Raw genomic sequence first — 14604 nt, forward strand, 5'->3', positions numbered from 1 at the left:
GCCGGCGCCGTGCGCATCAGCAGACCCGGGACGGATCCGTGGCCCAGGTGCGGGTCTCGAATACCTCCATTCTGTATTCCACGGTGCGGATGGATTCGACGCTGCCCGGCGTGCTGATCTCCATGTGCAGCGTGGCGCGCCCCTTCACGATGGCACGGAAGTACCAGACATCGTACGTCACGCCGCCGATGACACGCCGGTCGGGGCCCTGTTCGCGGCGCAGCTCAGGCCAGCTGTAGCCCCGCTGCCGGTAGAAGCTGGTGCTGTTTGGGTTGTCGATGCGCAGGCGCAGCTCCAGCAGCTGGCCGAGCGCCATGTGGGTGGTGCACCGGGTGCCGGCATCGGCGTCGGTGTAGATGATGCGTGGCAGACTGGGTTCGTCGTGGGTGTCGCCCGAGCCGCAGGCGGCCAGCAGGGTGCCCAGCCCCAGGACGCCCAGTGCCTGCAGGGCGTGGCGGCGGCTGATCCGGTCCGGAGTGCGTGTGTCGTGCCTGTTCATCTGGTTGTCTCCTTCAGGCGTGGATGGAAAACCGTCGTGCCGGCCGTTTCCGTGTGGTGTGATGGCCGGAAGATCATCCGGCTGCCCGACACGCGCACGCAAGGAAAGGGCGCCCGAACGGTTCGCTGCCTGATCAACGTCCGGCACGCTGCTGCGGTTTACGTATTGCGCGGCATGAAAACAACGAAAAAAGCCAAAAATTTCCTGCTGTGACCATGATTCATGAGGAGCGGAGAAACAAAAAGTTTCATTTACCCATGACCTGAAGCAAAGAGCGGGCTGCGGCATGGCAGCATGCTCCGCTGACTCACAGGGGGCGTGGCGGCCGTTCACCCGTATCACCACGGTTCGCCCGTATCCCCATGAAAGGAGATAGCGCATGAATGCAATGAAGCCTGGTCAGGAGGCCATCGATCCGGTGAATGGTCTGAACATGATGGATCCGGAGCATGGCCCGAACGTGGCAGGCACCGGGGCCGCCCGGTCACGGGCGACGGGGATGGGCCGTCGGCAATGGCTGGCCGGTACGGCCACGCTGGCCGTGGGGGCACTGCTGGCTGGCTGCGGTCACGACCATGACGACGACGGTTTTCGCCGCGAGCGGGTCTATCTGGACGACACCGGGGCCGGCACGGAGACGCGGCTGGTGGTCGGACAGGCCATCGAGATCCGGCTGCCCATCGATCCGGCCACGGGCCAGACCACGGCACATACCGGCAAGAGTTCGCCGGAGATGCGGCGCGACAGCGGTCCGGAGCGCAAGGTCATCAACGGGCAGACCTATGATGTCTGGGTGTTCGTGGCCGTGGTGGGTGGGCATGCCACCATCTCGCTGGCCTATGAGCTGCCCGGCCAGATCCTGCGCGAGCTGAAGTACCCGGTGGACGTACACTTCAACTGAGTGCCTCACTGGCCCTCTGTGGCCCCGTCCCGTATGCCGGAGGGGGCGCGGGAACGAACGGGTCTGCACCCGCACTCGGGGCAGGGCGGCGGGGCAGCCGGAATCCGGCCTGTTGCAGCCATGCCACGGCTTTGCCCGCCGGACGGTGATTCCCGGTTTTTCGGCGCTTTTGGCAACCGTTGACGAGGAGATGGGCGAGGGTTTGCCGCATAATAGGGAAACCCCCAACTGGGGAAATCCCCCATCGGGGAAATGCCTGACCGGGGGAACACCCCACCAGGGGAAAACCCCACCGCTGCACCGTCACCGGGTCGCGTGTCCGGCCCCGGGATCCGTCCATGCCCCTCGTCCTGCTGGTTCTGCTGCCCTGGCTTGGCAGCCTGTTCGCTGTCATGCTGCCGTCCAACGCGCGCAACGCGGAGTCGACGGCGGCAGGGCTGATCTCGCTGACGGCGCTGGTGCAGGCCGCGCTGTATTTTCCGGCCATCGCCCGGGGCGACATCATCGAGCAGCGCATCAGCTGGCTGCCCAGTCTGGGGCTGGATCTGGTGCTGCGCATGGATGGCCTGGCCTGGCTCTTCACGATGCTGGTGCTGGGCATCGGCGCGCTGGTGGTGCTGTATGCGCGCTACTACATGTCGCCGGCCGATCCGGTGCCGCGCTTCTTTGCCTTCCTGATGTCGTTCATGGGCGCCATGACCGGCGTCGTGCTGTCGGGCAATCTGGTCATGCTGGTGGTGTTCTGGGAGCTGACCAGCATCTATTCCTTTCTGCTGATCGGCTACTGGCACCACCGTGACGATGCCCGCCGCGGCGCACGGATGGCGCTGCTGGTCACGGGCGCGGGCGGTCTGGCCCTGTTTGCCGGCGTGCTGCTGATCGGCCACGTGGTGGGCAGCTACCAGCTGGCCGATGTGCTGGCCAGTGGCGATGCCATTCGCCGGCATGCGTTCTACCAGCCCATTCTGGCCTGCATCCTGCTGGGCGCACTGACCAAGAGCGCCCAGTTTCCGTTTCTCTTCTGGCTGCCGCGGGCCATGGCGGCGCCCACCCCGGTGTCGGCCTACCTGCATTCGGCCACGATGGTGAAGCTGGGGGTGTTCCTGCTGGCGCGCCTCTGGCCGGTGCTCTCGGGCACCGAAGAATGGTTCTTCTGGGTGTCCGGGGCCGGCGCGGCCTCGCTGCTGGTGGGGGCCTTCCTCGCCATGTTCCAGACCGACCTGAAGGGGCCGCTGGCCTATTCGTCGATCAGCCATCTGGGGCTGATCACGCTGCTGCTGGGCATGAACAGTCGCACCGCCGCGGTGGCGGCCGTGTTTCACATCATCAACCACGCCACCTTCAAGGCGTCGCTCTTCATGGCGGCGGGCATCGTCGATCACGAGACCGGTACCCGCGACATCCGCAAGCTCTCGGGGCTGATCCGGAAGATGCCGGTGACCGGGGCGCTGGCCCTGGTGGCCAGTGCCGCCATGGCGGGCGTGCCGCTGCTCAACGGGTTCCTCTCGAAGGAGATGTTCTTTGCCGCCACGCTGAGTCTGGAGACTTCGCGGCCCATCGACGTGATCCTGCCGGTGGTGGCCACGGTGGCCGCCATGTTCAGCGTGACCTATGCGCTGCGCTTTGCGGTGGATGTGTTCTTTGGCCGCCTGGCCACCGACCTGCCGCGTGAACCGCACGAGCCGGTGCACTGGATGCGGGTGCCGGTGGAACTGCTGGTGGTGCTCTGCCTGGCGGTGGGGGTGCTGCCGGCCACGATCATCGGTCCCATCCTGAATGCCGCCGCCGGCCCGGTGGTGGGCGGGCAGCTGCCGTCGTACAGCCTGGCCCTCTGGCATGGCTGGAACCTGCCACTGGCCATGAGCCTGGCCGCCATGGCGGGCGGCACGCTGCTGTGGCTGCTGCTGCGCAGACCCACCCGCACCTGCGACTACGCCGGTCCGCGCTGGCTGCGCCCCTTCGACGGACAGGTGCTGTTCTCCCGGGGGCTGATCGCGCTGCGGCGGGTGGGCGCCTGGGGGCTGGTCCTCTTCGGCACCCGCCGCCTGCAGCAGCAGCTCTTTCTGATCGTGCTGGTCAGCGTGGTGCTGGTGGCCGCCAGCCTGTCGCTGCAGCGGCCCGAGGCCGGCACCCGCCCGACGCTGCCGGTGTCGCCCATCTTCGTGGGCCTGTGGACGCTGGGCGGGCTGTGCGCGATGGGTGCTGCCTGGCAGGCCAAGTATCACCGGCTGGCCGCCCTGATGATGATGGCCGCCGCCGGGCTGGTCACCTGCATCACCTTCATCTGGTTCTCGGCGCCCGATCTGGCGCTGACCCAGCTCACGGTGGAGGTGGTGACCTCGGTGCTTTTCCTGCTGGGCCTGCGCTGGCTGCCGCGCCGCATCCAGGACATGCCGGGGCACCGTCGCAGTCCGCCGCTGCTGGTGCGGATGCGCCGGGGACGCGACCTGCTGCTGGCCACGGTGGTGGGCGTGGGCATGGCGCTGCTGTCGTGGGCCCTGATGACGCGCCCGTTCGGCCAGAGCATCTCGCCGTTCTTCATCGAGAAGGCGCTGCCCGAAGGGGGCGGACGCAATGTGGTGAACGTGATGCTGGTGGACTTCCGCGGCTACGACACGCTGGGCGAGATCACCGTGCTGTCGGCCGTGGCGCTGACCGTCTATGCGCTGCTGCGGCGCTTCCGGCCGCCGGCCGAGACGCGCGCGCTGCCGTCCCAGCAGCGGTTGCCGCCCGATATCGTGACCGATCTGGTCAACCCCCGGGCCGCTGCCGACACGGCGCTGGGCTACATGATGGTGCCCGCCGTGCTGGTGCGGCTGCTGCAGCCGCTGGCGCTGGTGGTGGCGGTGTACCTGCTGCTGCGCGGTCACAACCAGCCGGGCGGAGGCTTCATTGCCGGGCTGGTGGTGGCCATCGGCTTCATCCTGCAGTACATCGTGGCCGGCACGGCCTGGGTGGAGTCGCACATGAAGCTGCGGCCGCCGCGCTGGATCGCCTACGGGCTGCTCACCGCCATCTCCTGCGGACTGGGCGCCTGGCTGTTCGGCTATCCGTTCCTGACCACGCACACCGGCCATCTGGACCTGGGCCTGCTGGGCGAGACCCACCTGCCCAGTGCCGCCATTTTCGACATCGGCGTGTTTGCCGTGGTGGTGGGCGCGACGATGCTGATCCTCACCGCCCTGTCGCACCAGTCGATCCGCCGTACCCGCCGGCCCGCCGCCGATGAGGCCGGGCAGACGGCCCCCGAGGGTGACGCGCGTCACCAGGGCGAGGTCGAGACCCTGATCCAGCGGCCGGGGCCGGCCACGGTCACGGCGACGGCTCTGCGGCCGGGGGGCGCTGCCGCCACATCCCGGAACCCGTCGGCCACGACCCGCACCCCCGTGGCGGGTGGCGATACCGACACCCCCTGAAGGAGCACGAGATGGAAATGATTCTGGCCGGTGCCATCGGGGTGCTGTGCGGTTCGGGCGTGTGGCTGCTGCTGCGGCCGCGGACCTTTCAGGTGATCATGGGGCTGTCGCTGCTGTCCTATGGGGTCAACCTGTTCATCTTCAGCATGGGGCGGCTCACGCTCGACAGCGCGCCGGTGCTGGTGGAGGGCCAGCCGGCCACGCTCGATCACTATGCCGACCCGATGCCACAGGCGCTGGTGCTGACCGCCATCGTGATCGGCTTCGCCATGACCGCCATGTATCTGGTGGTGATGCTGGCGGCCCGCGGGCTGGCCGACACCGACCACGTCGACGGCAACCCGGATCTGGAGTGGTAAGCGATGACCGGTGTGATCTCCCTTCACCTGCTGATGGCGCGGCAAGCGATGACCGGCGTGACCTCCTTTCACCTGATGGAGCGGTAAGCGATGATCGGCGTGATCTCTCCCCACCTGATCATTGCGCCGGTGCTGCTGCCAATGCTGACGGCCGCGCTGATGCTGGCGCTGGGCGACCAGAAGCGCGAGACCCTGGCCGGCATCAACGTGGGCGCCTGTCTGGTCAATCTGGCACTGGCCAGCCTGCTGACCTGGTCGGTGCATCATGGGGCCGCCCCGGCCTCGCCCGGGCAGCCGGCGGCCTCCATCGGCACGCTGGGCATCTACCTGCCGGCCAACTGGGAAGTGCCGTTCGGCATCGTGCTGGTGCTCGACCGCCTGTCGTCGGCCATGCTGCTGCTCACCGCCGTGATGGCCAGCGCTGCCATCGTCTTTGCCGTGGCGCGCTGGGAGCGGATCGGCGTGCACTTCCATCCGCTCTTCCAGATCCAGCTGATGGGCCTCAACGGCGCCTTCCTGACCGGTGACCTGTTCAACCTCTTCGTGTTCTTCGAGGTGCTGCTGGCGGCCTCCTACGGGCTGCTGCTGCATGCGCCCGGACGGCAGCGGGTGGGGGCGGGCCTGCATTACATTGCCATCAACCTGGTGGCTTCTTCGTTCTTCCTGGTCGGCGGGGCGATGCTCTATGGCGTCACCGGCACACTGAACATGGCCGACCTGGCCATCCGCATCCCGGCCGTGGCTGCCGGCGACCAGATGCTGCTGCACGCCGCGGTGGCCATCCTGGCCATGGCCTTCCTGACCAAGGCCGCCATCTGGCCAATGGGCTTCTGGCTGGTGCCGGCCTATTCGGCGGCCGGTGCACCCGTGGCGGCGCTCTTTGCCATCATGACCAAGGTGGGCATCTACGCCATCCTGCGGCTGTGGTCACTGGGCTTTTCCGGCGAACTGGGCATGCTGCGCTGGGGCTCGGAATGGCTGATCGGCGGCGGGCTGGCCACCATTGCCTTCGGCATGTTCGGGCTGCTGCAGACCCGGCAACTGGGGCGGATCACCGGCTTCGGCGTGCTGGTGACCTCCGGCACGCTGCTGGCCGCCATCGGCTTCAACCAGCCGCACGTCACCGGCGGGGCACTCTACTACCTGTTCAGCTCGACCATGGCCGCCGGCGCGATGTTCCTGCTGATCGAACTGATCGACCGCAGCCGGCTGCTGGAAACCGAGTTCCCCAACCCGGACGATGCCGACCCGGTGCCATTCTTCCTCGATGAGGTCGAACCGCCGCCCGACACCAACCTCGACGAACACCAGCTGGCGCTGACCGGCCGGGTCATTCCGGCGGCCGTGGCCTTCCTGGGCTTCTCGTTCATGGCCTGCACGCTGCTGCTCACCGGCATGCCGCCGCTGTCGGGCTTCATCGGCAAGTTCATGATCCTGTCCGGGCTGGTCAATCCGGTCAGCGGACCGATGCTCTCGACGCTGCCCGTCAGCGTGGCGGCCTGGCTGCTGCTGGCACTGGTCATTCTGGCCGGCCTGTCGGCACTGGTGGCGCTGTCACGCACCGGCATCCGCATGTTCTGGACGCCGCGCGACCGCCCCGTGCCGCAGCTGAAGGTGCTCGAATGCCTGCCGATCGGCATGCTGGTGCTGCTGTGCCTGCTGATCACCGTGCGGGCCGAACCGGTGGTCCGTTACCTGCAGGCTGCCGCCCTGGACCTGAAGGATCCACGCCCCTATGTGCAGGCCGTGCAGGGCAGCCGGCCGCTGCCGCCGCCGGACATCACTCATCGCATCCTGAAGCAGGGCATTCCGGAACTGCGTGACGAGGAGATGGGGCCCGTGGCGCCGCCGGTGGATGCCAGCGGCAGGGGTGACGCCCCGACCGGGAGAGACGCGCCATGAGAGGACTGATTCCTGCGCCCTGGCTGAGCCTGTCGCTGCTGGCCCTGTGGCTGATCCTGAACGGCTCGGTGCATCCGGGCACGGTGGCGCTGGGCATCGCGGTGGCCCTGATGGTGCCGCTGATGACCCAGTCGCTGCGCCCGACGCGGGTGCGCATCCGCCGGCCCGGCGCCGTGCTGAGGCTGATCTGGCGGGTGTTCGTCGATGTGGTGCAGTCGAACTTCCAGGTGGCGTGGCGTGTCTGGCTGTACGGCAGCCATCCACCGCGGGTGCAGTGGGTGGTGATTCCGCTGCAGCTGAAGTCGCCGGCCGCGCTGGCGGCGCTGGCCGTGATTGCCGCCATCGTACCCGGTACCGTCTGGTCCGAACTGTCGATGGACCGCACCCGGCTGCTGTTCCATGTATTCCATGTACCGCCCGGCCAGGACTTCGTGGCCTGGTTCCGGGAGCGCTACGAGGTGCTGCTGATGGAGATCTTCGAATGAGCCTGTGGCTGTCGGGCACGCTCTTCTTCGCGCTGGGCTGCTTTCTGGCCGCCATGACGCTGGCCATCTGGCGCCTGTTCCGCGGGCCGACGGCGCAGGACCGGGTGATGGCGCTGGACTACTTCTACGTCAACGGCATGCTGATGATCCTGGCCAGCGGCATCGTCTACGCGTCGGACGCCTACTTCGAATCGGCACTGCTGATCTCGATGTTCGGCTTCGTGTCGTCATCGGCGCTGGCCAAGTTCCTGCTGCGTGGTGAGGTGATCGAATGATGGTGCCCGGATTTCCGCTGTGCGGCGAGGTGATCGAGTGAGGATGGTCCGCAGCGGGGGCATCAGATGCCGGTGTTTCCGTTCCTGCTGCGCAGTGAGGTCATCGAATGGAGGTGGTTGAATGAGCCAGATTCCCCTGTTTGGCGGAGCCCTGCCGGTCTGGGCCGACGTGCTGATCGGCGTGCTGCTGGTCATCAGCGGCTTTCTGTCGCTGACCGGCGCACTGGGGCTGGTGCGCATCCGCGAGTTCTTCACCCGCATGCATCCGCTGGCGCTCGCTTCCACGCTGGCTGTCTGGTGCCTGGGCGCAGCGCTTGTGCTGTTCTTCTCGCTCACCTACCAGACGCTGGTGCTGCGTGCCTGGCTGGTGGTGGTGTTCATGGCCATCACCGTGCCGGTGACCGTGGTGCTGCTGGCCCGGGCCGCGCTGTTCCGTCGCCGCGCCGCTGGCGAGGATGGCCTGCCGCCGACCTTTGCCGGACCGGCACCCCGGCTGGTACCTGCACCGGTGGTGGAAAAGGAAGCGGATCCGGCCGATTGAGTCAGCGCTGACCGTACCGCAGCAGGTTCACGAAATCGGCCTGGCTCAGCCGGTGTTCCTCGCGCCGGGCGATCTGCCCGTTTTCGTAGTGATACAGCGCAAAGGCCACCCAGCCGGCAGGGCTGGTACCGGTGTCGGGCGCTGCTTCGGGCGCATGAATCCGGGCTGTGTCTGTGTCAGGGGGCGTCTGTGCCACGGTCGTCTCCGCTTTACGGGGGCCTGTATCGTCGACTTCGTCGTCTGCCCGGATGGCTTCTTCCAGCGCCTCGGGCAGGGCACCTTCGTCGGGTTTGGCATCCAGCACCATCACCGAGCGGCGCAGCAGCGGCAGCGCCTCCTGCCAGGGCAGGGTGTGGACGATGGCCGGCTCGTGCATCAGCTGCCCGCGCGAGAATGCATAGGCCGGCGGATTGCCCTGCGTCCAGACCGTGCGCATCACCCGTTCGCCCGGCATCAGCCTGCGCCCCAGCTGTTTGGCCAGTGCCTCGTTGGCGGCGCGGTCCATGCGGGTGTCCAGACTGATGTCCAGCGGTGCCCGGAAGGCCTCGTGCACACCAAAGGCCCAATCGCGGGCATGGCCATCGACGAAATCGGCGTTGAGGGTCTCGGTGCGGCGGGCTCGGCTCATGGCAACAGGGCAGAAGAAGGGACGAAAACCGAAGAGGACGGGCGATAGCCGGCGAAAATCTGCACGTTCGGCACGGCCGGCAGCACATGGTAGCCGGATATCGGTCGGCGCGGAAAATGGCCGGCGCACGGGTGGCACGGGGCGGGGTGCTTCGCCGATAATGGAGGCAGGCTTGGCCGCCGGGGCCAGTCTTTCAGTGTGTGTCATGGACGCCTTCGTTGCCGTGTAACGAGGCCATGACACGCGCTCAACGAACAGGGATCTCATGCATTACGAAATCGTGATCGTCGGTGGTGGCGCCGGCGGTCTGGAACTGGCGTCGCGGCTGGGGCGCGCCTTTGGCCGCCGGATCGGTCCGGAGCGGGTGCTGCTGGTGGACCGTTCGCACTTTCACATCTGGAAGCCCACGCTGCACGAAGTGGCCGCGGGCACGCTCAACCCGCAGCAGGAGGGGCTCTCCTACAGCATTCTCAGCCGCAACAATCACTTCAGCTTCATGCTGGGTGAGCTGGTAGCCTTCGATCCGGAGGGCAAGAAGCTCACGCTGGCCGCGCTGAAGGATGAGCACGGCGAGGAGATCATCCCCGAACGGACGATCAGCTTCGGCAACTGCGTGCTGGCCATGGGCAGTGGTTCCAATTTCTTCGGTACGCCCGGGGCAGCCGAACACGCCTTCGTGCTGGAAAACGCCCGTGATGCCCAGCACTTCCAGCAGCGCCTGCTGGCCCTGTTCGCGAAGGCGGCGTACTCGCAGGGCAAGCAGCTCGATGTGGTGATCGTGGGGGCTGGCGCCACGGGGGTGGAGCTGTCGGCCGAGCTGATGGAGGCCTATCACGAGATCCAGGGGGCCACCGGCTCCAAGCAGCATTTCCACATGCACATCACGCTGGTGGAGGGCGCGCCACGGGTGCTGGCCGGCCTGCCCGAGAAGGTGTCGCTGCAGGCCATGTATGCGCTGCGCGCCAAGCACGTCACGGTGCTGACCGACACGAAGGTGCAGGCCATCCATGCCAATCGGGTGGAGACCAGCCGGGGCGATCTGCCGGCCGACGTGATCGTCTGGGCGGCAGGCATCAAGGCGGCCGAGCGCAACCAGCGTTTCGGGCTGCCGGTCAACCGGCTGAACCAGTTCGAGGTCAACGACCGGCTGCAGACGGCGGCCGAGGGTGTCTATGCGATGGGCGACTGTTCGGCCTGTCCGTGGCACGATGGCAAGTTCGTGCCGGCGCGGGCGCAGGCGGCACACCAGCAGGCCCGTTATCTGGCGCGACGCTTCATGGCACTCTATGCGGGCAAGCCGTTCGATGAGAGTTATGAGTACCGGGATTCGGGGTCACTGGTGTCGCTGGGAGACAATCAGGGGGTGGGCAACCTGATGGGCAGTCTGGCCGGGAAGAATTTCTTCATCGAGGGGTTGATTGCGAAGTACATGTACATGTCGCTGCACCTGATGCACCACAAGGTGATTCTGGGCTGGCGCAAGACGGCACTGCTGGCGCTGGCGCGGATTTTCCAGACGCGGGTGTCGGGGCGGCTGAAGCTGCATTGAGGGGGGGCTGCCCATTGGGGCGGTGCGTCTTGCGGAAGACGGCTTTGTCGTGGGCGTGCGTTTTGTAGAGGACGGCTTCGTTGTGGGGTGCGCGTCCCTTGAAAGACGACTTCGTTGCGGGACGCGCCGCGGACCGGTACGTCCCTGCGGCTCATACGCTCACTGAAGCTTTGTTGCCCACGACCTGCGTCGTGGTCAACAAACCTCCAGCGCTATAACACTTTCCGACAACCGGGGCTGCGCCCCGCCTGTCAGAAAGTCGTTCACGCGTACCGCGAAATCGCCGCAGTGACGCCCCGCTCCGCGGCGCTTGGTGCCTTGCGGGAGGGGGGGGGATGCGGGGCTGAGTTTTGAGCGTGTCTGACGCTTGGTCCTGGGCCCCCTTTGGGCGTGCAGGACGAGGCGGCAGGGCCGAAGAATCCTGGATGGCTTCAAGGCACTGCCAACGCAGTCATGCGCGCTCAAGGGGGGCCTCCGGGCTGGCCCCGAATCCGTGCGCTACCGGCGTTGTCCAGCTTGGCAAGGCGGCCAGCCTTGCCAAGCAGCGGGCCATTCAACAAGCGACCAACGGAGTGCTGAACAATCGGCAATTGAGCAAAGGGGGAGGGAGATGGCCCCTTCCTGTTGGATGAATTTTATATTGACCGAGGATGTGGAATGTCGACTGCTGATATGATATTTTCTACTTTGGTGGTGATGGTTGTTACATGGTTCCCCGTTTGGGCCGCCGAGCGTGAGATGGGGTTATGGAAATTTACAAAAATTGTTTTCTTGTCGGTGCTCTGTTTGTCAGAATTAGATTTTCTTGTATTTTCCGATGATGTAGAGTTTTTGAAAGGCGTTTTTGGGGGGCTTCTGATTGCGTTCCTTTCCCTGTTTGGTGCCTGGTTTATGTATTTTTGGCAAGATATGTTCAAGGGACGGTTGTGAGTTGATGATGTGTACTGGTTATCGGTTTCCTGAGCGGAACGTTTTCCTTGATAATCCGTAAAATTGAGGTTGATTCATGAGCATAGTTTCCTCTGCCTTTCTTGCATTCATCCAGCGCGAACAGCCGATTTCAAATTTTTCTGGGTCTTCGCGGATCAGTGTGGATGACCTGGAGGGTGGAATCGGCGTTTGACGCCTGAAATCAAGGACTTTACAGCACAGATGATGATGTCGTATCGTGCATCGATACTGGATCGAGGTGCTGTGCATGAAAACAGGTCGCAGTCTGAGGGAACTTTTGTCCGTTCCCGGCTTCGTGGCATCGGCGAGGTTGAAGGGAATCTTCGGGGACCCCAAGGCGAGAGTCGTGCAGCTGAGACGCCGAAAAAAACGGCCATTTGCTCAAATTGCGGGCAGCGCTGCCGGGGGCGTTACGACCAGCGGAGGTGCCGTGTGCGGGATCTTCGGGTGGCAGGCTGGGTGGTGTTCCTGGAGTTCGAACGTTGGCGGGTACGGTGTTCGGGGTGCGGCGGCGTGCATGTAGAACGGCTTGACTGGCTGGCGCAGAATCCACGCTATACCGAGCGCTTTGCGCTGCATGTCGGCAGGTTGTGCATGAGCATGAGCAACAAGGCCGTGGCAGAGCTGGAGCGGCTTCACGACAGCACGGTGAAGGATTTGTCGAAGCTGTACATGCAGGAACAGGTTCGTCGTGCCGGTCGGCTCAGGCCCAGAGCGATAGGCATCGATGAGATAGCGGTCAGAAAGGGGCATGACTATCGCGTGGTGGTCAGTGATCTGGACCAGGGCAGACCGATATGGATGGGCGGCAACGGACGCACGCAAGCCGATGTGGAGCAGTTCTTCGCCCAGCTGGGGAGCAAGGCAAGCGATGGCATCGAGCTTGTGGTGATCGACATGTGGCGCCCGTTTCGCAACGCGGTGCGCGACAAGGCTCCCAACGCAGCGATCGTGTTCGACAAGTTCCACATCATGCGGCATCTCTCGAAGGCGCTCGATCAGGTCAGGCGCGACGAGTACAGGCGTCTGCAAGGCAAGGACAGGTCGTGGATCAAGGGGCAGCGCTATACGCTGCTGTCGGCACGGGAGAACCTGACATTGGAGGGACGGCAGGCACTCAAGAAGCTGCTGGCAGCCAATCGGCGGCTGAACACGGCCTACCTGCTGAAGGAGTCGTTTGGGCAGCTGTGGAGCTACAGAACCGAGCGCGGTGCCAGGGCGTTCTTCGAGCGCTGGAAACAGAGCCTGCGATGGCAGCGTCTTGAACCGTACCGAAAGTTTGCCGAAATGATAGAGCGGCACTGGGATGGCATTGCCGCCTACTGCCGACCCGAGAACAAGGTCAGCCTGGGGATGGTGGAGGGCCTGAACAACAAGATTCGGGTCATTCAGCGCAGTGCTTACGGATACCGGGATGAGGACTATCTGAGGCTCAAGGTCATTGCCAGTTTCCTGCCCCCGCTACCCGAAAACGCCCGATTGCACCCACACTGATCCGCGAAGACCCTCATTTTTTTGCCGGTTTCTTTGATGCTTTGGCTGGAGTCAAAGGGCATTGGTGACTTTTCTGGTTTTCTGCTGTTGTGTTCGTTGGTTTGTGTTGTCGTTTCCTGTGTCAGGGTTTTGTCAAAGTCTGATTGATTATCTGCCCCTGAGTGCGGTTTTATTCGGGTGGTGTTTGGTTATTTTTTGAAGGCGTCTTGCCGTCAAAGCGGTGTGGCGATGGAGCAATTGAGCGTGAGGGCAGGGATGTACCCCGGTCTGATCCCCGCAAGGCACCAAGCGCCGCGGAGCGGGACGTCACTGCGGCGATTTCGCGGTAGGCGTGAACGACTTTCTGACAGGCGGGGCGCAGCCCCGGTTGTCGGAAAGTGTTTTAGCCCTGGAGGTTTGTTGCCCACGACGCAGGTCGTGGGCAACAAAGCTTCAGTGAGCGTATGAGCCGCAGGGACGTCCTGCTCCGGGGCGCGTCCCACATCGGAGTCGTCTTCCATGAACAGAGGACCCGGCATGCATTGGCGAGGACATGACACGTTCTAGAATCCACGCTGATCCCAACGGACGCAGCACCTTCGATGTCTCACGTTTCCTCCGTTTCAAACAACGCTGCCTCACCAGCGTTGCCCGCCGGCTTCCGCGTCTCGGTCGCACCCATGATGGAATGGACGGACCGGCACTGTCGCAGCTTTCACCGGCTGCTGTCACGGCAGGCATGGCTGTACACCGAAATGGTCACGGCGCAGGCCATTGCACATGGCGATCTGGACCATTTGTTGGGCCGGGGTGAGGAGGGTGAGCGGGTGGTGCTGCAGCTGGGGGGCAATGACCCGCAGCTGCTGGCGCGTGCGGCCCGGGAGGGCGTGGCCTATGGCTACGACGAGATCAACCTGAACTGCGGCTGCCCCAGCGACCGGGTGCGGGAGGGGGCTTTTGGGGCCTGCCTGATGGCCGAGCCGCAGCGCGTGGCCGACTGCGTGGCCGCCATGCAGGCCGTGGTGCCTGTGCCGGTCACGGTCAAGCATCGCATCGGTATCGACCGGCATGAGGATTACGCCTTCGTGTACCGCTTCGTGGAAACGGTGGCGGCGGCGGGTTGCCGGCGCTTTATCGTGCACGCGCGCAATGCCTGGCTGGACGGGCTGGATCCGAAGGCCAATCGCGAGATTCCACCGCTGCGCTACGCAGTGGTGCACCGGCTGGCGCAGGATTTTTCGCACTGCGCGTTCGAACTCAATGGCGGTCTGCAGGATCTGGCCATGGGGCTGGCGGTGGCGACCGATCCGGCCCATGCAGCGTCGGTTCCTTCTGCAAAGGTGGGGGCGCCGTCATCCACGCCGGCCGTTCCTGCAATGGCCGGGGCGCCAGTTGCGGTGCCGGCGGTAGACCCGGTACATCTGGAATCCCTGACGGCGCTGGCAGCAGCCCGCCGGCCGTTGCAGCCGCTGACCGGGCTGATGTACGGCCGCAAGGCCTATCACGAGCCCTGGCTGCTGGCTGGTGTGGATGCGTGGCTGGCGGCGCATGCCGAGGTGGACGAGGCTTTTGTGAGCGGGCTGCGTGGCGTGATCGATGAACCTCCGTCGGCGGTGACGCGTGCA

The 14604-nt window shown here is 65.1% G+C and carries 13 protein-coding genes and 1 pseudogene; 12 read left to right on the top strand and 2 right to left on the bottom strand.

The window, feature by feature from the left end:
* Positions 1-16: 16 nt before the first annotated feature.
* A complete protein-coding gene (locus EHV23_RS04935; protein WP_125094960.1) occupies positions 17-499 on the bottom strand; it encodes a hypothetical protein in 483 nt (160 codons plus the stop codon).
* Between EHV23_RS04935 and EHV23_RS04940 the strand changes: the two genes are divergently transcribed.
* From EHV23_RS04940 to EHV23_RS04975, 8 genes are all read left to right on the top strand, one after another.
* Complete coding sequence (locus EHV23_RS04940) at positions 488-712, top strand: hypothetical protein (RefSeq protein WP_125094961.1); 225 nt, start codon at positions 488-490, stop codon at positions 710-712. The genes EHV23_RS04935 and EHV23_RS04940 overlap by 12 nt on opposite strands.
* Before the next feature lie 166 nt (positions 713-878).
* Positions 879-1400, top strand: a complete 522-nt coding sequence (locus tag EHV23_RS04945) for a hypothetical protein (protein WP_125094962.1) — start codon at positions 879-881, stop codon at positions 1398-1400.
* Between the two features lie 338 nt (positions 1401-1738).
* On the top strand, positions 1739-4816 hold the full coding sequence (locus tag EHV23_RS04950) for a monovalent cation/H+ antiporter subunit A (RefSeq protein WP_125094963.1): 3078 nt from the start codon (positions 1739-1741) through the stop codon (positions 4814-4816).
* 11 nt (positions 4817-4827) lie between these two features.
* Entirely contained in the window at positions 4828-5175 is a 348-nt protein-coding gene (locus EHV23_RS04955; RefSeq protein WP_125094964.1) for a Na+/H+ antiporter subunit C, read from the top strand.
* Between the two features lie 90 nt (positions 5176-5265).
* Positions 5266-7077 (top strand): monovalent cation/H+ antiporter subunit D, encoded by a 1812-nt coding sequence (locus EHV23_RS04960; protein WP_125094965.1) that lies wholly within the window; start codon positions 5266-5268, stop codon positions 7075-7077.
* Positions 7074-7562: a Na+/H+ antiporter subunit E gene (locus EHV23_RS04965; protein ID WP_125094966.1), complete on the top strand. Its 489-nt coding sequence runs from the start codon at positions 7074-7076 to the stop codon at positions 7560-7562. Before EHV23_RS04960 ends, EHV23_RS04965 begins: the two co-directional genes overlap by 4 nt.
* Positions 7559-7837 (top strand): K+/H+ antiporter subunit F, encoded by a 279-nt coding sequence (locus EHV23_RS04970; RefSeq protein WP_125094967.1) that lies wholly within the window; start codon positions 7559-7561, stop codon positions 7835-7837. The genes EHV23_RS04965 and EHV23_RS04970 overlap by 4 nt, the downstream gene beginning before the upstream one ends.
* 121 nt (positions 7838-7958) lie before the next feature.
* A complete protein-coding gene (locus tag EHV23_RS04975; protein ID WP_125094968.1) occupies positions 7959-8378 on the top strand; it encodes a cation:proton antiporter in 420 nt (139 codons plus the stop codon).
* Position 8379: 1 nt separating this feature from the next.
* Here EHV23_RS04975 and EHV23_RS04980 read toward each other — a convergent pair whose 3' ends face one another.
* The gene (locus tag EHV23_RS04980; protein ID WP_125094969.1) at positions 8380-9006 is read right to left on the bottom strand and encodes a hypothetical protein; all 627 of its coding nucleotides are present in this window, start codon (positions 9004-9006) and stop codon (positions 8380-8382) included.
* Positions 9007-9271: 265 nt separating this feature from the next.
* Between EHV23_RS04980 and EHV23_RS04985 the strand changes: the two genes are divergently transcribed.
* The 4 genes and pseudogenes from EHV23_RS04985 to dusA all read left to right on the top strand — a co-directional run.
* A complete protein-coding gene (locus EHV23_RS04985; protein ID WP_125094970.1) occupies positions 9272-10555 on the top strand; it encodes an NAD(P)/FAD-dependent oxidoreductase in 1284 nt (427 codons plus the stop codon).
* 657 nt (positions 10556-11212) lie between these two features.
* Complete coding sequence (locus EHV23_RS04990; RefSeq protein WP_125094971.1) at positions 11213-11485, top strand: hypothetical protein; 273 nt, start codon at positions 11213-11215, stop codon at positions 11483-11485.
* A 228-nt stretch (positions 11486-11713) separates the two neighbouring features.
* Positions 11714-13000, top strand: a complete 1287-nt coding sequence (locus tag EHV23_RS04995; protein WP_238990364.1) for an ISL3 family transposase — start codon at positions 11714-11716, stop codon at positions 12998-13000.
* A 581-nt stretch (positions 13001-13581) separates the two neighbouring features.
* Positions 13582-14259: pseudogene (gene dusA, locus EHV23_RS15965) on the top strand (tRNA dihydrouridine(20/20a) synthase DusA); the annotation flags it as partial.
* Positions 14260-14604 lie beyond the last annotated feature (345 nt).

Origin of the sequence: Lautropia dentalis, from assembly GCF_003892345.1 — a bacterium.
In the GTDB taxonomy this organism is placed as follows: domain Bacteria; phylum Pseudomonadota; class Gammaproteobacteria; order Burkholderiales; family Burkholderiaceae_E; genus Lautropia; species Lautropia dentalis.

What these genes read in the sequence shown, in the direction of transcription:
- EHV23_RS04935 (WP_125094960.1), bottom strand. Translation starts at nt 499, where the DNA reads ATGAACAGGCACGACACACGCACTCCGGACCGGATCAGCCGCCGCCAC.
- EHV23_RS04945 (WP_125094962.1), top strand. Translation starts at nt 879, where the DNA reads ATGAATGCAATGAAGCCTGGTCAGGAGGCCATCGATCCGGTGAATGGT.
- EHV23_RS04950 (WP_125094963.1), top strand. Translation starts at nt 1,739, where the DNA reads ATGCCCCTCGTCCTGCTGGTTCTGCTGCCCTGGCTTGGCAGCCTGTTC.
- EHV23_RS04955 (WP_125094964.1), top strand. Translation starts at nt 4,828, where the DNA reads ATGGAAATGATTCTGGCCGGTGCCATCGGGGTGCTGTGCGGTTCGGGC.
- EHV23_RS04960 (WP_125094965.1), top strand. Translation starts at nt 5,266, where the DNA reads ATGATCGGCGTGATCTCTCCCCACCTGATCATTGCGCCGGTGCTGCTG.
- EHV23_RS04965 (WP_125094966.1), top strand. Translation starts at nt 7,074, where the DNA reads ATGAGAGGACTGATTCCTGCGCCCTGGCTGAGCCTGTCGCTGCTGGCC.
- EHV23_RS04970 (WP_125094967.1), top strand. Translation starts at nt 7,559, where the DNA reads ATGAGCCTGTGGCTGTCGGGCACGCTCTTCTTCGCGCTGGGCTGCTTT.
- EHV23_RS04975 (WP_125094968.1), top strand. Translation starts at nt 7,959, where the DNA reads ATGAGCCAGATTCCCCTGTTTGGCGGAGCCCTGCCGGTCTGGGCCGAC.
- EHV23_RS04980 (WP_125094969.1), bottom strand. Translation starts at nt 9,006, where the DNA reads ATGAGCCGAGCCCGCCGCACCGAGACCCTCAACGCCGATTTCGTCGAT.
- EHV23_RS04985 (WP_125094970.1), top strand. Translation starts at nt 9,272, where the DNA reads ATGCATTACGAAATCGTGATCGTCGGTGGTGGCGCCGGCGGTCTGGAA.
- EHV23_RS04990 (WP_125094971.1), top strand. Translation starts at nt 11,213, where the DNA reads ATGTCGACTGCTGATATGATATTTTCTACTTTGGTGGTGATGGTTGTT.
- EHV23_RS04995 (WP_238990364.1), top strand. Translation starts at nt 11,714, where the DNA reads ATGTCGTATCGTGCATCGATACTGGATCGAGGTGCTGTGCATGAAAAC.